Source organism: Streptomyces sp. NPDC001492, assembly GCF_053597275.1.
Map to the genome: position 1 here is coordinate 1 of NZ_JBSFHW010000070.1, position 21788 is coordinate 21788.

The following is a 21788-nucleotide window of genomic DNA, read 5'->3' on the forward strand; positions in this document are numbered from 1 at the left end:
AGGATCTCGCGCTGTACCGCGCGGAGATGGCCGCATGGCCCGAGCGGGGCACGCCCTCGTCGTGGCGTGAGTACCACCGGTCGTGGGTGGCGGCCAACGACGCCTGCCGCCGGGACATCCTCGACCGGCTCGGCAGCGAGGGGCCGCTGCCCTCCCGCGCCCTCCCCGACAGCTGCGCCAAGCCGTGGAAGTCGAGTGGCTGGACCAACAACCGCAATGTCACCAAGCTGCTGGAGCTCATGGTGCAGCGCGGTGAGGTCGCCGTCGCCGGGCGCAGCGGCGGTGACCGGCTGTGGGACCTGGCCGGCCGGGTGTACCCCGATCTCCCGCCGATCCCGGTGGAGGAGGCGTTGCGCATCCGCGACGAGCGGCGGCTGCGCGCCCTGGGCATCGCCCGTGCCCGCGGCCCGGAGTGCCAGGTGGAGCCGGCGGACGTGGGCGAGGCGGGTGAGCCCGCGGTCGTGGAGGGCGTGCGGGGCAAGTGGCGGGTGGACCCTGCCCAGTTGGGGCTGCCCTTCGAGGGGCGGGCGGCCCTGCTGTCACCCTTCGACCGCCTCGTCCACGACCGCAGACGCACCACCGAGCTGTTCGAGTACGAGTACCAGCTGGAGATGTACAAGCCCGCCGCCAAGCGCCGCTGGGGGTACTTCGCGCTGCCGGTCCTGTACGGCGACCGGCTGGTCGGGAAGCTGGACGCCACCGCGGACCGCAGGGCCGGAGTGCTGCGGGTCGGCGCCGTCCACGAGGACGTCCCGTTCACCACGGCCATGAGGGCGGAGATCGGCCGGGAGATCGACGACCTCGCCCGGTGGCTGGAGCTGGAGCTCGCACTGCCCGGCTGAACAGTGGTCAGCCGCCGCTGACCCCGGAGCCCACGAAACGCCGGTGGAGCGGCGAGAACGTGGACTGCGGCTGGGCCTTGGGAAGGACGGCGCCGTCCGGTTGGTCCTGCTCCCGATCCCCGTTCAGTAGACCGAGCCGCGCCACCGGTCATCTGCCGAGGCAGGCCGTTCCTGGCGCGGCTCCGGAGATCAGTCGGGAGATCGAGGACCTGGCCCGGTGGTCGGAGCCGGAGGCTCGAGGGCCGAGCCGACCCACTCCCACACCCGGTGCCCCGGTGGAAACCCCATCGTCGTCAGGGCGCCCAGCAGCATTCCGCACGCCATGAACGCGGAGGTCTCGGTGGCGTCGGCACCCAGCGGCGCGTGCGCCGTCTCCCAGAGCCTGGTCCAGCCGGCCCGGATCGCCTCGCCGAACGTGCGGTCGCCCGCCGCCTCGGCGGCGGCCACGGTGACGGAGGACTGGAGTTGCATCGCCAGCCGGTCGGGCCGCTCCGTGATCAGCCGGGCATAGGCCTGCCCCATGGCGCTGCGCGCCTCTGTGCCCTCCAGTCCCCGGGCCGCCTCCTCCATGACCAGACGGGTGTCCTCCAGGGACCTGAGCGCGGCGGCGACGAAGATCGCCTTCTTGTCGGGGAACAGCCGGAACAGATACGGCTGCGAGACGCCCACGCGCCGGGCGATCGCCCCGGTCGAGGTGGCGTGGTAGCCCTGCCGCGCGAACTCGGCAATCGCCGCGCGCAGCACGGCCTCCCGTCGGTCCGCCGCGCTCATCCTCACCATGCGGACGGGTTCACCCCTCCACGTCCGCCGGGCGGGGCCGGCGCGGGATGCCGAGGGCGCACAGCGCGCCGCCGAACACCACCGCCACGCCGACCCACACCGCGGGGTGCAGGCCGTCGATGAACTGCTGCGGGCTCTGCGTGCTGCCGTACGTCACGAACACCGTGCTCAGTACGGCGATGCCGAGCGCGCCGCCGATCTCGCGCACCGTCGTGTTGGCGCCGGACGCCTTGCCCGCGTGTTCCTTGACGACCGAGCCGAGTACGACGGCGGCCGTCGGCGCGAACACGAAGCCCATGCCGACACCGGCGACGATCATGGGGCCGACGAGGGAGGAGTACGCGGTGTCGGTGTCGGCGACCAGGTTGATCCAGCCGAGGCCCACGCCTTGCAGGAACAGCCCCAGCGCCATGAGCCGGCCGCCGCCGACCTTGTCGGTCAGCAGCCCGGCGACCGGGGCGACGAACATCGGCATCAGGGTCCAGGCGAGGGTGCGGACACCGGCCTCCAGCGGGGTGCGCGGGGGCACGATCTGGAGGTACTGGGCGAGCAGGAACAGAGAGCCGAAGACGCCGAAGTACATGGTCGCGGAGACGATGTTGGTGAGGGTGAAGGCGCGTACCCGGTAGAAGGACAGCGGCAGCATCGGCTGCGGGGCGCGGGACTCCCAGGCGACGAAGGCGGCCAGCAGCACGGCACCGGCCGCGAACGCCCCGAGCACCTTCGCCGAGGTCCAGCCGTCGCTCTCGCCGTGCACGATGGCCCACACCACGGCGCACAGGCCGGCCGCGGCCAGCAGCATGCCCGCAAGGTCCAGGCGCACGTCGGGCAGGGAGCTCTCGCGCAGGGCGAAGAGGACCAGCGGGACGGCGATCACACAGACCGGCACGTTGATCCAGAAGATCCACCGCCAGTCCAGGCCGTCGACCACCGCGCCGCCCACCACCGGGCCCATCGCCACGGCGAGTCCGCTGACCCCGGACCACACGCCGAGCGCCATGCCGCGCAGCCGCTCCGGCACCGCGTGGGAGAGCAGGGTCAGCGACAGCGGCATGACGGCCGCCGCGCCGAAGCCCTGGATCGTGCGGAAGGTGATCAGCTGCGCGCTGGTGTCGGACAGGCCGCAGCCGATGGAGGCCAGCGTGAACACGGCGATGCCGAGCACGAAGACGCGGCGGCGCCCGAACCGGTCGCCGAGGGCCGCTCCGGTCATCAGCAGACAGGCGAAGCTGAGGACGTAGGCGTTGACGAACCACTGCAACTGCTGGGTGGACGCCTTGAGGTCGACGGCGAGGGTGTGCAGGGCGGTCGACACGACGAGGTTGTCGAGCGCGACCATGAACATGGGCACGCTGCACGCCACGATCGCCAGCCACAGCGGGATGCGGCGGGCGGCGGGGGCCGCCGGTGTGTCGACCGGGTCGGCGAGGGCCGGGTTCTGCTCGGACAGGGTCATGGTGTGGTCTCTCCTGGGGAGCCGGTGGGGAAGCCGGTGAGGGGGGTCAGGCGTCGGTGGTCTGCTGCTCGGCGAGCCGGCGCCGGGCGTCCGTCCAGTCGATGGGCAGGTCGGCCGCCGGGACCTGCCAGAAGGTGAAGACCGAGTCCTTCATCGTGGGCCGCAGCCCGGTCATGATCGAGCGGTGCGGCTCGGTCTTCGCGTACGTGTAGAGCGCCTCCTTGTCCTGCCAGGCGGACAGGGTCCAGAAGGTGCGCCGGAACGGCTCCGCGATCAGCGAGGCGCCGTACGCGCCGGGCGCTTTGGAGACCTGCCTCCATGCGGCCAGGGACTTGAGGAAGAAGCGCGGTACGTCCTTGAAGGAGCGCACCTCGAGGCGGGATGCCATGACGAACGCCTGGGCGTCCGGTGCGGGGGTGGAGACGGTGGTCCAGGGCAGTGTGGGCATGGCTGCGGCCTTCTCCGGCTGCTCGGAGGGATAAAATTGGATACCTCTACTATCTAGACTAGACAGTAGAGGTATCCAATTTCCAGAGCGGAGCCGATTCCGATGCGTATGTCCGAACTGAGCCGCCGCAGCGGTACCTCGGTCACGACGATCAAGTACTACATCCGCGAGGGCCTGCTGCCTCCCGGCCGGCAGACCGCGGCCACCCAGGCCGAGTACGACGATCAGCATCTGCGCCGGCTGCGCCTGATCCGCGCCCTCGTCGGTGTGCGGGGCCTGTCCGTGAGCACCGCCCGGGACGTGCTGAGCGCCCTGGCCGAGCACACCGACGACACCCACCGCGTCCTGGGCCTCGCCCTCGGCGCGATCCGGCTGGCCGGGGAACCCGCGGCGGACTCGCCGGAAACGGCGGAAGTCGACGAACTGGTCGAGGAGTTGGGCTGGAACGTGCACCAGGCGGCACCGGCCAGGGCCGACCTCGCCGAGACCCTGACCTCGCTGCGCACCCTCGGCGCCCCGCTGGCCTTGCACACCCTGCTGCCCTACGCCCGCCTGGCCGAACAGACGGCGGCCCTCGACCTCGACCAGCTCGACGGCATGCAGGACCCGTTGGAACTGGCGGAACGGGCGCTGCTGCTGACCGTCCTCCTGGAGCCCGCGCTGCTGGCACTGCGGCGCATGGCCCAGGAGAACGAGTCGGCGCGACGGCACGGTGAGCACTGAACCGCCCCTCGAACCCGTCCGGTTCAGCCCAGCTCGCTCAGCAGCTGGGCCGCCGCCTCCGCGCCCGCCGCGAACGCGGCCTCGTGCGAGCCGATCTGGTCCGGGCCCAGCTGCTTGGAGTGGAAGTAGGACCCGCACAGCTTCACCCGGGTGCCCTCGTTGGCGTCGTAGATCACCGACTGCCGTTCGCGCAGCCCCATGTCGATCACCGGGTGGGTGTAGTCGAACTCGGCGAGAACCGAGGCGGCGTCCACCGGGCCGGGCGGGTCGAGCGTGACGAAGTAGTCCCGCTCGGCCGTGAAGTCCTGCAGCTGGTTGAGGTAGTAGGTGACGAAGCAACGGGTCTCGCCGTCCACCTGGAGCTTGCCGTAGTTCCAGGACATCCAGCTGTCCCGGTCCGTGGGCATCAGGGACGGGTCGGTGTGCAGGACGACCTTGGAGCGGCTGTACCGCACCCCTTCCACCGCCGCCCGCTGGGCGTCGGTCGGGTTGTGCAGCAGGGCGAAGGCCTCGTCTGCGTGCGTGGCCAGCACCGCGTAGTCGAACCGCTCCGTGCCCGAGGCCGTGGTCACGGCGACGTGGTCATGCTCCTGCCGCACGGCGGTTGCCGGTGCGGAGACCCGCAGGTCCGGTCCGGTCGCCGCGAGGGCCTTGCGGACGTAGGAGATCGAACCGCCGCCCACCGTCCGCCAGTCGACCCGCTGCCCGCCGAGACCGCCCTCGTCGTGGCCGACGAAGAACGCGATCACCGTCGCCGCCGGCATCTCCCAGATCAGCTCGGCGGGCACCGACCAGACCGCCGAGCACAGCATGATCAGGAACGAGTGGCGGAATTCCTGGCTGTAGCCGCCCTGGTCCAGGTAGGCGCCCAGCGACATGTCCGCCCGGCCGCGCACGAAGTCACGGCGGCTCTCCTCGTGGAAGCGGCGCGCCTCCCGCCAGACCGTCGGAAAGGCCGGGTGGTCGACGGCGTAGCGCTCCTCGATCGCCGCCTCGTCCCACTCGAGTTCCTCGGTGCCGAACTCCAGGCCGCTGTCGAGGTCGAAGAAGGTGAAGCCGCCCGGGTGGACGACCGTCTCGACACCCAACTCGTCGAAGAAGGCGGTCAGTTGCGGGTAGAAGCGGCGGTTGCAGACGATGAACGCCGTGTCCAGGCCGATGGTCCGGCCGTTCTCCTCCACCTCCACCGTGTTGGCGTGGCCGCCCGGCCGGTTCTCGCGCTCGAAGATCGTGATGCGGGCGCGGTCGCGCAGGTGGTAGGCGGCGGACAGGCCGGCGGGGCCGGCCCCGATCACGGCGATGTTCAGCGGGGTGTGCTGGGGCATGGCAGGTCTTCCTTCCGGGAGAGGGACGGCGTGGGGGGCGTGGTCTGCCGGCCCCGGGCGGGGTGGCGGTGGCGCAGGGTGCCGTCGCCTTCGGTCGCCACGGCGATGAGGTGGTTCGGGTACGGGCGCAGCAGCTGGAGCCGCCAGCGCGTGGCGGCGGCCGGCCGGCGGTGGTCGGTGACGGTGAACCGTCCGGCACCGGTCCGCCGGAAGTGCACGCCCGCCGGGCCGTCGGCCAGTCCGACGCCGAGTCCCTTGAGGTAGGCCTCGGTGAGCACCCATCGTTCCGTCGGGTCGAGGTCGGAGGTGGCGGACCGGTAGGGGCCGGACCGGTCGGCGGTGTCGAAGTAGGCGCTCACGAAGCGCGTCTTGTCGGGGTCGAAGGGGACGCGCTCGACGTCCACCCCGCAGGCCCGGCCCTGCGTGACCACGCACACGATCAGGCCGTCGGTGTGGGAGAGGTTGAACCGGAGGCCGTGATCGGGGCGTGGCTCCGGCCGGCCGGAGCGGGTGAGGGCGAACTGCCAGGTGCCCGGCGGGAGTTCGGCGCGCGCGCTGAGGGCGAGACGGCTCAGCAGACGCCCGCCGAGGAAGCGCCGCCGGGACGCCGGGCGGCGCAGCCGGTCGTACCGCTCCCGCTCCCCGGAACCCAGCAACGCGGTCCCGCCCATTCGGGAGGCCAGCTCCGCCACCCGCTGCTCGGGCAGCGTCCACAGGTCGATCGCCCGCGGATCCTGGGTCACCGGGCTTCCGGGCACCGGGCCCCCTCGGTGGGGGCGGTGCGCTCCGCCAGGGTGATCGGCCAGTGCGACAGCAGCCGGTTCTCGTCGTGCAGCCGCGTGAGTACGGCCAGCACCTCGTCGGCGGCGGTCGGGTCGCGGTAGGGCTCGTACGGGTGGAACTGCCGGTTCAGCCGCTCCAGTTGGAGCAGCAGCAGGGCGGCACTCGGCAGCGGGGCGGCCATCGACTCCTGCGAGTGGACGTAGGTGTGCACGCACGCGGCGGCCGCGTGCACCAGGCAGTACTCCTGCGCCAGGTCGAACAGCTCGGCCGAGGTGGCGTACCCGCGGCCCAGCTCCGCCCGAAGCCGCTGCGCCCGCTCCTCCAGCGGGCCCAGCCTGCCAAGGAGCTGGCCGGCCACGTCGGCGGCGAGCAGCAGCCGGTCGCGGTCCTTGTCGGCTGCCCGGTCGGCGATCACCCGCAGCCGTACCAGGGCGTCGGGTGCGGCCAGGATCGCGTCGTCGAGACCGCGGCTGGACAGCTCCTGCAAGTGCGGCTGGTAGCGCGGGAGCTCGGCGTCCATGGAGTACAGCAGGGCGGTGCGTTCCGCGGCCTCGCGGCGCAGCTCCGGGCCCGCCGTGAGCGCCCTCTCCAGAAGGGGGGCCAGCTGGTGGCCGATGTTGCGCAGGTTGACGACGGTGTTGCCGTCGGCGACGTTCGTCACCATCAGGTCGCGCAGCATCTTCTGGTGCATGCCGAAGCGGGGGTGCGTGCGCAGGAACGTCCGCGCGCCGAGCACCACGCTCAACCGGGAGTGCGTCTGCTCCAGCAGCGTCGGCACCACGTACTTGGCCACCGACGACCACACGCTCACCTGCGCCGACGAGGCCTGCACGCTGCGCACCGCGCCCAGGCACACCGCGTCCGCCACCATCAGGTCGGCGAAGGACTCCGCGAGTTGACGCCCGGTGTACGGAGACTCGATCACCGGGGTGTTGAACAGCACCCGGTCCTGTGCGAACTCCAGCGCGGTACGGAGCGAGGTGTCCACGCCCGACAGGGCGAGGCTGAGGATCACCAGCCGTGCCGTCTGACTGGTCTTCAGGGCGATCTCCAGTCCCTGCCCCTCGGCCCCGATGCGGTCGGACTCGGGCACGAACACCCCGTCCATCCGCAGACCGCTGAGATCCAGGGCCCGCACGCCGTGCAGTTTGAGCAGCGGAGTCTCACGCACGGTCTCGGCCTCGGCCCGCCACTTGTCGACGACGAGGATCGAGTAGTCCCCGGCCCCGCCGCGCGGCCCGGTGCGGGCGAAGACGACCATGCGGTCGGCGAAGGTGGCGTTGCCGATCGGCCACTTCTCACCGGTCAGCCGATAGCCGCCCTCCACCTTCTCGGCGAGCACCTCGTTGCTCAGCAGATCGCTGCCGTGCGCGGCCTCGGACAGCCCCCACGCGATGCTGACGCCCCGGTGCACGTCGTCGATCTGCCGGCGCTTCTGCTCGTCGGTGCCCGCGATCCACACCGGTGTGAACGCCGCGCTGGTCAGGCCCAGCGCGATCGCGGTGGCCCCGTCCCGGCGTGCGACCAGCCGCATCAGCGTGAACGCGGTCTCCGGGTTGCCGGCCTTGCCGCCCTGCTCGGCGGGCAGCCCGTAGTCGAGAAAGCCCCAGCGGTGCAGCATGCTGACGAAGGCGTACGGGAAGCTGTCGCGCTCGTCGTGGTCCAGTACGGCGGGGAAGGACATCCGGCTCGCCGGGTCGTGCGGATCGCCGAGGTACTGCTCGAGCCGCTCGGCGAGTTCGGTCAACTCGGCCTGGGACATCAGGAGTTCTCCATCCGGTGCGAGGCGGGAGCGAGAGGGACGGGCAGGGCGGTCAGCAGCCGGTTGTCGCGGGTGAGCGCCAGGGTGGTGTCCAGGGCGGGCAGCAGATCAGGGCCCGCGCGGCGGGGGTCGACGCCGTCGGCGCGGGCCAGCAGGAAGGCGAGGGCCGCGCGCAGCCGGCCCGCGTCGCCCGGCTCACCGCCGTACAGCGATCGGCCGCGGTTGGCCCACCACAGGTGCACGCACGCGGCGGCGGCGTGCAGCCAGGCGTAGCGCTCGGCCAGGTCGACCAGGGCGGTGGGGCAGGCGCCCGGCCGGCGTACCGCAGCGGCTTCGCGCTCCAACGTGGCCAGTGCGTCGCCGAGTTGCCAGACGAGGGCCGCGGTGCGCTCCTCCAGGAAGTCGCAGACGTCGGGCAGGTGGCCCAGGACGGGGTCCGCGCCACGGACGACCAGGTCCAGCCGGGTCGGCTGGTAGGGCGGCAGCTCGGCGTCGAGGTCGAAGATCCGATGCAGGGCATCCCGGTCCGGTGCGCCCGTCCGTCCGGCGAGCGAGGGGATCTGGGCCGCGTACGCGCGCAGATTGGCCAGCGGACTGGCGTCGATCACCCGGACCACGCCCACGTCACGCTGGAGCTTCTGGAACAGCCCGGCGCCGGGCGCCTGTTCACGGAGCACCGAGCGGGTGGCGAGGACGCCGGCGCAGCGCCGGACCAGTTCGTCGGTCGCCTCCGCCACCACATGCTTGGCGGCGAGAGCCCAGACGCTGAACGCCCCCGGGGCGACATGGATGCCCCGGGCGGCGGCCAGCGCCACCGCGTCCGCGGCCAGCAGCGCCGCGGAGGCGATCGCCAGGTCCCGGCGCGCGTGGGGTGATGCGGTCAGCGGCCGGCCGGCGACCTGCCGCCCGGCGGCGAAACGAAGCGTCAGGCGCAGCGCGGTGTCCGCGCAGCCGAGGCTGCCGGCCATGCTCATCAGGCGTACGGCCTGCTGGGCGAGGACGGCCACTTCGAGCCCCTCGCCCTTCTTGCCGACCAGGGCGTCCTCGGGAACCCGCAGCCCGGTGAAGCGCAACCGCGCGGTGTCCACGCCCCGCATGCCCCCGGTGCGGGCGCCGGGTTCACGGACCAGCCCCTCGCTCTCCGGGTCCAGCAGGAACGCCGAGAACGCCCCCGGGCCGCGCTGGCCGGTGCGGGCGAGCACATAGACGGCCTCGCAGCGCAGGCCGTTGCCGACCATCCACTTCTCGCCGTACAGCCGGCCGTCCTCGTCGAGCCGCACCTGGCCCGACAGCAGATCGCTGCCGTGGTCGGCCTCGGTCAGGGCGAACGCCACCGAGCCGCCGCGGGTCAGGATGCCGGCCACCCGGCGCCGCTGCTCCTCGCTGCCGTGCAGTTGGAGGCAGGTGGCGGCGATGATGCTGAACATGGTCCCGGGCATGACGTTGACGTCCCGGCGGGCCGCGGCGCGTACCAGCGTCATGCTGTCGGCGAAGGAGCCGAGGGTGCCGCCCCACTCCCTGGGCAGGTAGTTGAGGTGGAAGCCCGCCGAGACGAGCGTGCGGCACAGTTCGTCCGGATGGGCGTCGGCCTCGTCGCGGGCGACGGCGGCGGCGAAGCCGTACGGGTTGGCCGGGTCGTCGGGATCCCCGAGGAGCTCCTCCACCGCCTGTGGCGTCAGCTCGCTCATCGGGCAGCCTCGGTGAGGGCGGGCAGCTCCAGCGGCACCGGCTGGTAGTCGGCCGCGGAGGACGGGACGGTCACGCCCGCGGTGGCCAGCTGGGCGAGGCGGGTGTGGAAGGCGGCGCCGCGCATCAGATGGTGGGCGACGTCGGCGACCGTGCGGTTCTCGGGGCTGCTGAGGTAGCTGCCGGCGACCCAGGCGTTGAAGCTGCCCATCGCAGGACCGCACCAGATCTGGTAGTCCGCCGTGCGATCGGCCTCGCCGGTCACCGCCCAGCGCGAGGCCATGCCCAGGTACCAGCGGAACACCAGCGCCATCCGGCGCTTGGGGTTGTCGGCCGCACGCGTGAGCTGGTCAGGGTCGCGTCGGCTGAAGTACGCCACGCACTCCTGCCAGACCGCCTCCAGCGGGCGGCGGAACAGCTGCGACTCCAGCCGCGCCCGCTCCTCGGCGGGCAGCGCCTCCAGGCCGTCGTAGGCCTGGTAGAGGCGGTACAGCTGCTGGGCGCGCATCGCGAACATCGAGCCGCGGCGCAGCACCTGGAGCTCCACACCCATCTCGAACATGTCGGCCGCGGGTGCCATCACGCAGTCCGTGACCTCCGCCTGGGCGAGCAGCGCGCGGGCGGCCGGTGAGGTCCCGGACTCCAGGCAGGACTGGTTGACGGAGCCGGTCACCACGTAGGCAGCGCCCATGGTGAAGGCGGCGGCGACGGCCGTCGGGGTGCCGAGGCCGCCCGCCGCGCCAACCCGGATGGGGGTGGCGTAGCGGTGTTCGCGCTGGATGTGGTCGCGCACGCGCAGGATGACCGGGAAGAGCGCCGGCAGCGGACGGCGGTCGGTGTGGCCGCCGGAGTCGGCCTCCACGGTGATGTCGTCCGCGAGCGGCACATGGTGGGCGAGCTGCGCCTGCTCCGGGGTGACGAGCCCGTCCCGCAGCAGCGTGTCGACCAGCGCGGCCGGGGCGGGACGCATGAAGCGTTCGGCGGTCTCCGCCCGGGACACCTTGGCGATGACCCGGTGCTCGGCGACCACCCGGCCTGCCGGGTCGCGCCGCAGCCCGGCCAGCCGGTAACGGACCAGGTGCGCGGTCAGCCCGAGGTACGCGGAGGCCTCCACGCACCGCACACCGTGCCGCAGGAACAGCTCGACCGCCTCGCGCTCCAGCCGTTCCTCGCTCGGGCTGTGAATGAGGTTCACGGCGTACGGCAGCCCGGGGATCTCGGTGGCGAACCGGCCCAGTACCTTCGCGATCGTCTCCGGCAGCAGGCCCGCCGCGCCGAAGGAGGCGAGGAAGCCCTGCCGGGCCAGCGCGATCACCAGGTCGGCGGAGGCGATCCCGCCGGCCATGGCGCCCGCCATGTACGACTGCCGTACGCCGTGCGCGGCCCGGAACCCGGCCGAGCCGAGCCGCTCGGGCGGCAGGGCGGGTACGGCGGCCAGGACGGCGGGTCCGTTGCCGCCGGGGGACGCCGTGCCGCCCGCGACCGCGCCGATGCCGTGCGCCGTCGAGACGATGAAGCAGGGCTGCTCCACCTGGGCCAGGGCCTGGTGGATTCCGGCCGCGTCGACGCTCGGACATCCGGTTCCGGACCAGCGGAGCGGGTCCTGTGTCGTGCTCATGGGTAGTCAAACTCCTCGGCTGAGGGGACGTCGGTCGGGACGTCAGTCGGCTTCGGGACGGACTTCGATGGCCACGTCGGTGAGTTCGTAGATGCGCAGGCCCGGCTTCCACAGGTCCGCGTCGGCGATCAGCAGCAGGCGGTCCGCCTCTGTGCGGACTTCCTTGATGTGCACGTCGAAGAACAACTCGCGGTCGTCGCGCAGGATCTGACCCCGGTACTTCCACTTGGTCTCGACGCCGGTGGCCATCGCGAAGCGCGGTCGGGTGACGCCCTCGGCGAGGCCCTGGTCCAGTACGAACAGGCGCATCGCCTGCAGCACCGCCTCGACGCCCAGCGAGCCCGGCATCACCGGGTCCCGGTGGAAGTGGCAGTCGAAGTACCACTCGTCGGGTCGGAGGCTGCGGTGGCCGTGCAGATATCCGGCGCCGTACCGGCCGCCGTCCGCCACCAGGTCGACCCGGTCGACGAGGTCGAACCGTCCGGCGGGCAGGTGCAGCCCACCCCCCGCGGGGTCGCGGAAGACGGGAGAGCCCTCGCCCAGCTCGATCCGCTTCACCCGCTCGGCCGCCGGCTGCTCGGCCTCGATCCACGGCTTGCGGTAGGTGCCGTTGTCCAGGCCGACCTGGTTGGACAGGGCGGCGGCGTTGAAGTACCCGAAGAGGGACTCGCCGGTGTAGAACACCTCGCCGTCGGCGCTCAGTTCGTAGGAGAAGTTCTGCAGGACCGCACCGGAGACGACACTTGTCATCAGCAGCTTCGAGTGGTGCCGGATGGTCTTGCCGCGCAGGTCGATGTCCTTGACCAGGGTCGCCCTGCCGTCCAGGTTGCGGATGGCGTACTCCTCCTGGGGCTCGCGCAGCGTGGCGCCCAGGTAGTAGCCGAGGAAGATCGCCGCCTGCAGCGAGCTCTCCATGTAGACGCAGTTCGGCATGTACGGAGAGGAGTTCTCGCGGTAGTACCAGGCGTCGTCCGGCGAGTCGTACTCGGTGGCCATCTCCGAGCCGGGGCTCAGGTCGCCGCGTGTGCCGGTGAGGGACATGACCCGGTCGACGAACTGGAAGTCGCCGTTGGGGATGTAGGGGGCGCGGCTGTCGCGGTAGATCTCGAACTCCGGGCCCATCGCCATGTCCAGCAGGCCCTTGGCGGAATGCGCCAGATGCAGCTCGTTGATCATGGCGGCCTCGCCGTTGCGGTTACGGCGGCCCAGGAACTTCGGCACGCCGCCGATCTCCGGCCGGTACGGCGTGCCGGGCTTCTCCACGATCTGCAGACCGAGGTTCTGCATCCGCACCACCGGCTTGTCGCCGAGGTGGACGAGGACGTCCGCGATCACCGTCGGGCGCGGCAGCAGCGTCAGTTCGGTGACCTCGACCTCGTAGCGGATCTCGGCGTCCTTCGGGGTGACCTGGCCGCGCACCTGGACGTCGATCCGGCGCCCGGTCACCGTCTGGAAGCGGGCGTCCGGGAGCGTGAGATGCATGCCCTGGTGCAGCAGGTAGATCTGCAGCAACTGGACCGCGCCCTCCGCGATCAGCGAGCCGGCCAGGACCGGGTCGTCCGGGAAGTGGCAGGTGAAGTACCAGCCGTCCGGCTGAAGGCGCTTGACCGCGCCGATCGAGCCGAGCTCGCAGGGGCCGCCCTTGCGGTCGATGGTGACCTCGTCGACCATGCGCAGCCGCTCGTCCGGCAGCCGCAGCGCCGGGTTGATGCCCGGGTCCTGCGCGTGGTCCGGGCCGAAGACCTCACCGGGCCGGCCCTGCGCCAGCAGCTCCAGGTCGTGCGCGTCGAGCCGGTGCTTGCGGGCGTACGCCAGCGGCTTGAAGGTGCCCTTGGGCAGGGCGGCCCGCCGGGCGCGGTCCTTGTCGCTGAGGACGACACCGAGCGGGGTCTCCAGCTCCCGCTTGCTGAAGAACCCGGCGCAGGCGTCCTTGAGTTCGAGGATCAGCTCCCCGTCGGCGTAGCAGTGGTAGCTGAAGAAGAAGATCGTGGTGTCGCCCTGGTGGACGAACCGGTCGATGGAGATCTCGTAGCGCAGGGTCTGCCCGGTCGTGGGCAGTCCGCCGTGGAAGATGAGCGAGCTGTCGAGCAGGCGGTAGACCCGCTCGCCCTTGTTGCGGAAGTCGATGCCGAGATAGCTGACGAGCAGCAGGTCGCACTGGCCGGACTCCACGGTCACGGCCGGGGGCACCCCGCCGTCGACGGCGTACCAGGCGTCCTCGGGGACGTCGTACTCGGTGGTGATGCGGGACGGCTCCAACACCCCCGGCCTGGCGTCCAGTTCGGTGACGCGGGTGACGAAGTGGTAGGGCGGTGCGGGCAGCCGCACCCGGGCACCGTAGGTGTCGATCTCGGCGAAGTCGGGGCCGAACACCTTGGCCACGGAGCCGGTGGCGAACTCCAGCAGGGCGGCCTCGTCCCAGATGACGCCCTCGTGGACCGTGGGGGGCTCCTGCGCGGGCGGCTGCTGGGGCAGGGCGGCCGGGGCCGAAGCGGGCGCGACAGGGCGGTGGTTGCGGGGCGCCGGCCTGTCGACGGGAGCCTGGGTGCGGTCGAGGAGGGTCTCGGTGCGGTCGAGGGTGGCTTCCTGGAGCACCCGGTGGGTTTCCATCACCACCTCATGGCTGGCCAGCATCTCGCGCCGCAGGTCCCGTACCAGGTCGGCGATGGGTCCGCGACCGGCGGTGGGGGGCGCGGAAGGCGCGGGCGGTCCGGCGGGCGGGGGAGCGGTCACGGCCGGGGTGGCGGTCACCGGCGGCTGCGGGCCGCCCCAGGCGAGGACCGTGACCGGATCGCCGTCGAAGGTGATCACCTCGGAGATTTCCAGGGTCGGGTCGGCGGGCATGTCGGCGGACTCCTCCGGCGGGACGGAAAGGACGGGTACGGCGGGCAGGTACGGCGTGCTCGCAGGGACGCCGGGGGCGGGGTCGGCGGACGGTGCCGGGGTGGCAGGTGTGGGGGTGGTGGTTGGTGTCGGGGTCGCCGCGGTGGCGTAGGCCGGGGCCGTGGACGACTCCGAGGCCGCCGGAGCCGCGGAGGGCAGGGCGGACGATCCCGCGGTTGCCGGAGCGGCGGGTGCGCGAACCCCGGGCGCCTCGGCGCGGCCGGCACTCGCCGGGGCGGCCGTCTCGCGGAGCGCGTGAACCGGCGCCGCGGGCTCCGGGCGGTCCGCTCCGGACAGCGCGGCCGCGGCCTCCCGGGCGATGCGCTGTGGGATGGCCTCTCCCTGGCCCACTCGGATGGTGGGCAGCCGGCGGGCCTTCGCAGCGGCCTCCGGGGCCGGTCCCAGCAGGGCTGCCAGGTCCACCGGCAGGCCGTGGCCGACGAGCCGGGCCGCCAGGTGGGCCAGCGGTGTGGTGGCGGGAACGCCCCGGCGGTCGACGCAGGCCGCCACGTGTGGGGCGTCGCTGAGGGTGTCCCGGATCCAGCGGGAGCAGGTGGCGCCCGGGCCGACCTCGATGAAGTAGCGGTAGCCCCGCTCGTACGCCGCCCGCACCAGGCGCGGGAAGTCGATCTCGGAGCGCAGGGTGTGCGCGATGCGCCGAGGTGACTCGGCCAGCCGCTCGGCGGGCAGGGGCTGGTAGTCGTAGGCGCTGAACAGTTCCAGGTCGCCGAACGAGCCGAGCGGGTAGTCGTTCATGCGGGCCAGGGCGTCGAGTTCGGGGTCCACGACCGGGCAGTGCATGACGACGTTGACGGGGGAGCGGGCGGCCGGGCAGCCCAACTCCGCGATGAGCGCGCGGCACTGGGCCGGATCGCCCGCGATCACCAGCTCCTGCGGGGTGTTGACGTGGGTGAGGTGGACGCGGTCGTAGCGGGCGAGCGCCTCGCGCACCGGCTCGGCGGGGGACAGGAGCACATGGGACGCCCACACCTGAGCGTCGGGGGTCTGTTCGGGCAGATCCCACGACTCCCGCACCGTGCGGCGCGGTCCGCACAGGCGGTCCTGGAAGACCGGGCTGTCGCTGATCAGGGAGTCACTGCGGCCGGACGGGTCCCAGCCGCCCGTGGCGAACAGCATGCTGGACTCGCCCAGGCTGTAGCCGAACCCGCCGGGCGCGGTGACGCCGAGCACCTCCCGCACGAGCGCGGTGTAGAGGATCGCGAAGCTGGTACCAGTGGCGAGCATGAACGGGACGTCGTCGCCGAGCCGTTCCTCCAGCCGCATCAGGCCGCGCCGGTCGAGGGCTTCGAGGGTGCGGGGGTAGAGGTGGGCCGCGCGCAGCATCCGGGCCGGCTCGGCGGCCTGCCGCTCGAAGCGGTCGAGCAGGCCGGGGAAGGCCCGGAACAGGTCGGCGCCCAGGCCCGGGTAGCTGTTGAAGGCCCCGGGGTAGACCAGAGCGACCTTGCCCGAGGGGCCGATGGGGCGGGGTGTGAAGAAGGAACCGGCCGGAGTGGCCCACTCCCTGCCCTCGGCGTGAGCCGCCGGGACATCGCGGATCGCCAGCTCCAACTGCCGTATCAGCGCCTCGCGTTCGCCGCCGACGAGCACGATGCGCAGCGCCCGTGTCCCCAGGCCTTCGGCCGCCTCGCGTGCCAGGGACCGCGGGTCGGTCCCGTCGGTGAGCAGCGCGCGGTGCCGTTCGGCCTCGGCCAGCAGCCCGTCCGGTGTGTCTGCGGCCAGGGCCAGCAGTACGGGACCGCCCGCGCGCTGCCAGTCGGCGGCGGGACGGGGACGCTCGGCAGCCGGTACGGAGGACAGCACCACGTGGGCGTGGGAGCCGCTCGCGCCCACGATGTCCACGGCGGCATGACGACGGTCCTCGGAACGCTCCCGCAGCCAGGGACGCGAGGCGTCCGGCACATAGAACGCGGAGGCGGCGAATGACTCGGCGAGGTCGTCGGCGGGGCGGCGCCAGCCGGGCGTGCCGGGCAGGTAGCCGTGCCGGACGGACAGCACGGCCCGGATCAGACCGGCGAGCCCGGCGGCGCAACCGGTGTCGCCCAGCTGGGACTTGACGCTGCCGAGCGCCGTGCTGCCGGATCCGTGCGGGTAGACCCGCGCCAGGGCGGCGACCTCTGCGCGGTCGCCGTCGGCGGTGCCGGCCGCGTGGGCCTCCAGGTAACCGACGTCGGTGGCGGCGACCCCAGCCTCCTGCAGTGCCGCCGTCGCGGCCTCGGCCAGGGCTTCGGGTGTGTCGCCGTAGCGCACCTCGACCGCGTCGATGCGGGCGTGCACCCGGCCGGGCAGCGCATCGGCGCGCGTGACGACGATGGCGCCCGCGCCGTCGCCGACCCGCCGGCCACGGGAGCCCTCGTTGAAGGACAGCCCCGCCTCGGAGGCCGGTCCGGGGCCCGCCAGCAGGCTTTCCGCCGAACTCGCCAGATCCACGGCGCCGACCAGCACCGCCTCCAAGTCCGGGTCGAGCAGCAGCAGTCGGGCGACCTCCAGGGCCTCCGCGGTGCCCGCGCCCTCGGCCGAGAGCGTGAACGAAGGGCCGGTGAGGTTCCAGCGGGAGGAGATCCGCCCGGCCATGACATTGCCGATGTAGCTCAGGACCTCGTTCGCGCCGATCGGGTCCACCACGGCGTCCCGCGCGACCTCGGCGAGTGCCGCCCGCTGCTCCTCGGTGAGCTCGATCCCGGCCCGGTCGAACTCGGCGCGCAGGAACGCCGCCAGGCCGTACCGGCTCAGCCGGGCGTGGGTGTACGGCTCCAGTTCCGCGGCCACCACCACGGCCACCCGGCGCGGGGCGGGCGTGTCGCGCCCGGTGCCGAGCCGGAACCCGGCGTCGCGCAGGGCCTCGTCCGCGACCCTGGTCATCAGGGCGTGCTGCGGGTTGTAGATGCGCAGGTCGGCGGGGGGAACGCGGAGCTCGGCGGGGTCGACCTCGACGCCGTCGACGAACGCGCCGTGCGGTGCGGTGAGTCCTGCCGCGTCGAGGGTTCCGCCCTCGGTGGCGTCCAGGCCCCGCCAGCGCCGCTCGGGCAGCGGCCGGAGCGCGTCCTCGCCGCGGTGGACGGCGCGCTCGAAGGCGTCCAGCGTCTCCAGGGAGCCGTAGGACGCCCCGAGGCCCACCACGTCCAGCGCGGGCAGCGTCCGGGGCCCGGCCTCGGCGGGCGCGGCCGGGTCGGGCGCGGCGGAGAGCACGACGTGCGCGTTCGTGCCGCCGAAGCCGAAGGCGGACACCGCCGCCCGGCGGGGACCCGGGCTCTCGGGCCACGGGCGCGCGGACCGTACCAGGGTGTGGCCGCCGACCTTTCCGTCCGGGGAGCTGATCGGCTCCGCCACTCCGACGGTCGGCGGGATGGTGCCGTCCGCCATGGCCAGGACGACCTTGAGCAGGCTGCTCAGTCCGCCGACGGTCAGCAGATGCCCGATGTTGCCCTTGACCGACCCGAGCAGCGGCACCCGGCCGTGCCCGCCGAAGAACTCCGCGACGGACTCCGCCTCGGTCGCGTCCCCGATGGGCGTGCCGGTGGCGTGGCACTCCAGGTAGTCGATGCCGGCCGGGTCGACGCCCGCGTCGGCGTAGGCCCGGGCCAGCGCGTCGAGCTGGCCGTTCTTGCGCGGTACGAGGGGGTGGCGGCCGGCGCCGTCGTTCGACAGGCCGATGCCGTCCACCACGGCGTGGATGCGGTCGCCGTCGCGCAGCGCGTCGGCCAGCCGCTTGACCGCGACCATGCCGGCGCCCTGCCCGGTGACGATGCCGCCGGAGCGGCCGTCCAGGGGCTGGCTGAAGCCGTCCTCGGGGTAGGCGTGCAGGTCGGAGAAGGACAGGTGGATCAGGGTCGGGTCGGGCGCGCAGACGGCACCCGCGAGGACCACGTCCGCCCGGCCGGAGGCGAGGTGACCGCAGGCGAGGCTGAGCGCGTACAGCGCCGACGAGCAGGCCGCGTCCAGGCAGTAGCGCGGTCCGCCGAGACCGAGGGCGGCGGCCGTGACCGCGGCGGGCGAACCGCTCACCCGAAGGTTCTCCGGGGTGATCGCGTCCCGGTCCACCAGCGGGCGTGCCCCCTCCAGCGCGGCGAGCTCGGGCAGCCCTGCCCGGCGCAGCCCGGCGAGCACGGCCTCCTGGGCCAGCGGGACGGAGACCTTCGCCGAAGTCGGCGTGGGGAAGGAGTAGTTGCCCATGACGAGGCCGGTGCGGGCCAGGACCTCGGGGCGGTCGGCCAGGCCGCAGTCGCGCAGCGCCTCGCGGGCGGTGTGCATCGACCAGTGGAAGAGGCGGTCGAGACGGGAGAGGCGGTCGGCGTCCAGGCGGTAGCCGGCCGGGTCGAAGTCGAAGTCGGTGATGAATCCGCCGCGGCGGGAGGTGATGCGGTGGCGGGGGTCGAGGTCACGCTCGTCGACCGGTGCTCCGAAGACCTCCTCGCCGCCCTCGCGCCTGCTGTCCGTGCCGGTGCGGAGGTTGTGCAGGAAGTCGTCCGGGGTGTGGGCGCCGGGGAACAGACACGAGATCCCGACGATGGCGAACTTGCTCATTGCAGCTGTCTCCTCCAAGGGGCCGGGTCCGGCGGGCGGTCGGGGGAGGCCGTCCGCCGGACCCGGTGGTCCGTAGGTCGGTTCAGCGGCTCGCGAACTTGGCGGCCAGCTGCGGGGTGGACACAAGGGAGACGCCTGTGAACCGCATCAACACGCGTCCGTCGGGCGCACACGCCGTCACTGTGAGCGCCGCGCTCCGACCGTTCGTCGACTCCGGCTCCACCACCACGAGGAACGGCTCGCCGTCGGGCAGCGCCTCGAACAGGTCGACCCGTGCCACCGCCATCGGCAGGCTCGCCGTCTCCAGGTTCAGCCGCATCCACACCAGCGCGGCCTGCAGCAGCAGATCGGCGGTGCCGGGCGCGTACCGCTCGCCCCCGAACGCGCCACCGGCGGGCCGGTGTTCGGCCAGCGCGCACTCCACGACCAGTCGCGGGGCACCCGACTCCAGCACCCGGCGCAGGCCGCGCAGCGACTCGCCGTGGAACAGTGTGCCGTCGGCGTAGAGGCCCTGCGCGTCGCTGCCGCCGCCGAGTGCGGGCAGCCCGGACACGGGCTGCGGCCGCTCGGACGCCGCACCGAGGCTCACCCGGGCCGCGAAGTGCGGCCGCAGGGACCCTTCCCCGTTCACCGATCGGATCGAGACGTCGGCCTCGGCCCCGTCCGGCGTCGGGTCGACGGACAGCTGGAACCGGCCGGCGTCCAGGTCACCGTCGAAGACGACACCCTTGTGGACCGAGAAGTCCCGTACACGGCTGATGACTTGACCGGTGAGCCGCTCCAGAGCGCCCACCGTCCAGCCCAGGGCCGCCGCCGCGGGCAGTACCGGTGCGTCGCCGATGACATGGTCGGCGACCAGGGGATCGGTCACGAGGCCGGACAGGTCACGTTCCACGACGGCCGGCGCGGTGGGTACGGAGAGCTCCGGCGCGGACAGGGGAGTGGTCGGCCCGAGGACGGTGACCACGTCACCCGCCCGCTCGGGGGCGAACTGCTCGGTGAACAGCCGGACTCCGGTCCGCTCCGGGATGAGGGTGATGCCGCGCTCCTCGAACACGGCCTTGATCTGCGGCGAGACCATGCCGCTGTCCCAGGCGCCCCAGTTGAGGGCGCTCACATGGGCCTGCGGGTGGTTGCGCTTGTAGGCGGCGGCCCAGGCGTTGAGCACCTCGTTGGCCATCGCGTAGTCCGACTGGCCGCGGTTGCCGAAGAACCCGGCCACCGACGAGAACAGCAGCACGTGCCGCAGCTGCCGCTCGCCCAGGGCCGCGAGCACCGAACGCAGTCCGCCCAGCTTGACGGCGAACACCCGCTCGATCTCGGCCGCCTTCTTCGCGGAGATCAGCTGGTCCGCGAGGACACCGGCACCGTGCACCACACCCGTGATCCGGTCCCGGTACGGCGCCAGCGCGGCGGCCGTGGCGGAGGCGTCGGTGATGTCGACCGCCAGGTACTCGACCTCGCTGCCCGCCGCCCGTATCTCCGCCAGGGTCGCCCGGATCTCACGCTCGCCGACGACGGACTGGTAGAGCTGCTCGACGCGCTTGGGGGTCGGCTTCTCGCCCGCCGACCGCAACTGCTCCACGGCCGCGGCCTTCAGCGCCGCCGCGTCGGTGAGGCCGGCGGCCCACTCGGGCTCCGCACCGAGTGCGGTACGGCCGAGCAGCAGCAGCCCGGGGCGGTGTGCGGCGGCGAGTGCGGCGACGCAGCGGGCGGTGATGCCGCGTCCGCCGCCCGTGACGACCAGCAGATCGTCCGAGGCGAGCACGGGTACCCCGGCGGCCGGGGCGGCCGGCTCCTCGCCGAGCGTGAGGGCGACCCTTCGGATGCCGTCGTGGCCGACCTGGACCGGGGTGGCGCAGGTGTCGTGGATCTCGGCCAGGACCAGTCGGGCGGCCTGCGCCGGGCTCAGGGCGGGCGCGAGATCCACGGCCCGGCAGAAGACCTCGGGTGCCTCCACGGCCAGGGTCTTGACCAGGCCGCCGACACCGCCGGACGGGGCCGTGTCCTCGGCCACTCCGTGCAGGCCGAAGGAGCCGTCGAGCCGGGTGGCGGTCACGAACGCGGCCCGCTTCCCGGTGCCGGCGGCGGCCGTCAGCGGCCCCACGACGTGCTTGGCGACGAGCAGGGCGTGCGCGAGCCGGCGCACCTTCTCCGCCCACGGCAGATCGTCCGCGGTGGCGAAGAAGGCGACCAGATGCAGCGAACCGGCCGCCAACCGCTCGATGTGCGAGGCGAGTTCCTGGGCGCCCCAGCCGGTGAGGGCCGCGTCCACGGCACCGGTGATCCGCTGCGGCACACCGGGCAGGCGCAGCACGCGCACCTGCCAGCCGTCGGCCACGAGTCCGGCCGCCGCGGCCTGGGCGACCTCGCTGCCGTCGTCCACGACGAGCGCTGCGGCACCCTGCGGGTAGGCACCCACCAGCCGGTCGGGCCCGGGCAGTTCCACGAGCGCGGCCTGCCCACGGCCCAACGCACCCGGCTTGGGAGCGTCCACAACGGCGGTCCCGGACGGCGCGGGGGACCGCTGCGGCTCAGGGGCCGTCGCCCCGCCCAGTCCGCCGACGAAGCCGACGATGTCGCCCAGGGTGCGCAGTTCGGCGAGTTGTTCGGGGCCGACGGGGGTGGGGCTGGGGAAGCGTTCCTGGAGGACGCCCATGATTTCGACGCGTTTGATGGAGTCGATGCCGAGGTCGGCTTCGACGTCCATGGTCAGGTCGAGCATGTTGGCGGGGTAGCCGGTCTTCTGTGCCACCACGTCGAGCAGGGCGGCTTTGACGTCGTCAATGGAGGCGGTGGGCGGTGGGGTCACCGTCGGCGCGGCGGGCGTCGCGGGAGTGCTCGGCGCCCCGCCCAGTCCGCCGACGAAGCCGACGATGTCGCCCAGGGTGCGCAGTTCGGCGAGTTGTTCGGGGCCGACGGGGGTGGGGCTGGGGAAGC

The 21788-nt window shown here is 73.0% G+C and carries 12 protein-coding genes; 2 read left to right on the plus strand and 10 right to left on the minus strand.

All coding sequences use genetic code 11. The features are described from left to right. Window positions 1-842, plus strand: an 842-nt coding sequence (locus tag ACWC1K_RS46785; protein WP_450839894.1) for a DNA glycosylase AlkZ-like family protein, incomplete at its 5' end; no start/stop codon positions are given. 189 nt (window positions 843-1031) lie between these two features. On the opposite strand, the gene ACWC1K_RS46790 is transcribed toward ACWC1K_RS46785, so the two are convergent. From ACWC1K_RS46790 to ACWC1K_RS46800, 3 genes are read right to left on the minus strand one after another with little or no spacing between them, the layout of a single operon-like run. Next, window positions 1032-1622, minus strand: a complete 591-nt coding sequence (locus ACWC1K_RS46790; protein WP_450839896.1) for a TetR/AcrR family transcriptional regulator — start codon at window positions 1620-1622, stop codon at window positions 1032-1034. Window positions 1623-1632: 10 nt separating this feature from the next. After that, window positions 1633-3078 (minus strand): MFS transporter, encoded by a 1446-nt coding sequence (locus ACWC1K_RS46795; protein ID WP_450839897.1) that lies wholly within the window; start codon window positions 3076-3078, stop codon window positions 1633-1635. 46 nt (window positions 3079-3124) lie between these two features. Next, entirely contained in the window at window positions 3125-3526 is a 402-nt protein-coding gene (locus ACWC1K_RS46800; RefSeq protein WP_450839899.1) for a DUF3291 domain-containing protein, read from the minus strand. 102 nt (window positions 3527-3628) lie between these two features. Here ACWC1K_RS46800 and ACWC1K_RS46805 point away from each other — a divergent pair, with 102 nt between their 5' ends. Next, entirely contained in the window at window positions 3629-4249 is a 621-nt protein-coding gene (locus tag ACWC1K_RS46805; protein ID WP_450839900.1) for a MerR family transcriptional regulator, read from the plus strand. Between the two features lie 23 nt (window positions 4250-4272). Here the strand turns inward: ACWC1K_RS46805 and ACWC1K_RS46810 are convergent, their stop codons facing one another. The 7 genes from ACWC1K_RS46810 to ACWC1K_RS46840 all read right to left on the minus strand — a co-directional run. After that, on the minus strand, window positions 4273-5574 hold the full coding sequence (locus ACWC1K_RS46810) for an NAD(P)/FAD-dependent oxidoreductase (protein WP_450839902.1): 1302 nt from the start codon (window positions 5572-5574) through the stop codon (window positions 4273-4275). Next, the gene (locus tag ACWC1K_RS46815; protein WP_450839904.1) at window positions 5553-6317 is read right to left on the minus strand and encodes a 4'-phosphopantetheinyl transferase family protein; all 765 of its coding nucleotides are present in this window, start codon (window positions 6315-6317) and stop codon (window positions 5553-5555) included. Before ACWC1K_RS46815 ends, ACWC1K_RS46810 begins: the two co-directional genes overlap by 22 nt. After that, window positions 6314-8119 carry an acyl-CoA dehydrogenase family protein gene (locus ACWC1K_RS46820; protein ID WP_450839905.1) on the minus strand — a complete coding sequence of 602 codons (1806 nt, stop codon included), beginning with the start codon at window positions 8117-8119 and terminating at the stop codon, window positions 6314-6316. Before ACWC1K_RS46820 ends, ACWC1K_RS46815 begins: the two co-directional genes overlap by 4 nt. Continuing rightward, window positions 8119-9807 carry an acyl-CoA dehydrogenase family protein gene (locus ACWC1K_RS46825; RefSeq protein WP_450839907.1) on the minus strand — a complete coding sequence of 563 codons (1689 nt, stop codon included), beginning with the start codon at window positions 9805-9807 and terminating at the stop codon, window positions 8119-8121. Before ACWC1K_RS46825 ends, ACWC1K_RS46820 begins: the two co-directional genes overlap by 1 nt. Beyond that, complete coding sequence (locus tag ACWC1K_RS46830) at window positions 9804-11423, minus strand: PfaD family polyunsaturated fatty acid/polyketide biosynthesis protein (RefSeq protein WP_450839909.1); 1620 nt, start codon at window positions 11421-11423, stop codon at window positions 9804-9806. The genes ACWC1K_RS46825 and ACWC1K_RS46830 overlap by 4 nt, the downstream gene beginning before the upstream one ends. A gap of 42 nt (window positions 11424-11465) precedes the next feature. After that, window positions 11466-18848: a beta-ketoacyl synthase N-terminal-like domain-containing protein gene (locus ACWC1K_RS46835; RefSeq protein ID WP_450839910.1), complete on the minus strand. Its 7383-nt coding sequence runs from the start codon at window positions 18846-18848 to the stop codon at window positions 11466-11468. 82 nt (window positions 18849-18930) lie between these two features. Next, window positions 18931-21788 (minus strand): SDR family NAD(P)-dependent oxidoreductase (locus tag ACWC1K_RS46840; RefSeq protein ID WP_450839912.1); only part of this gene is annotated, 2858 nt, incomplete at its 5' end.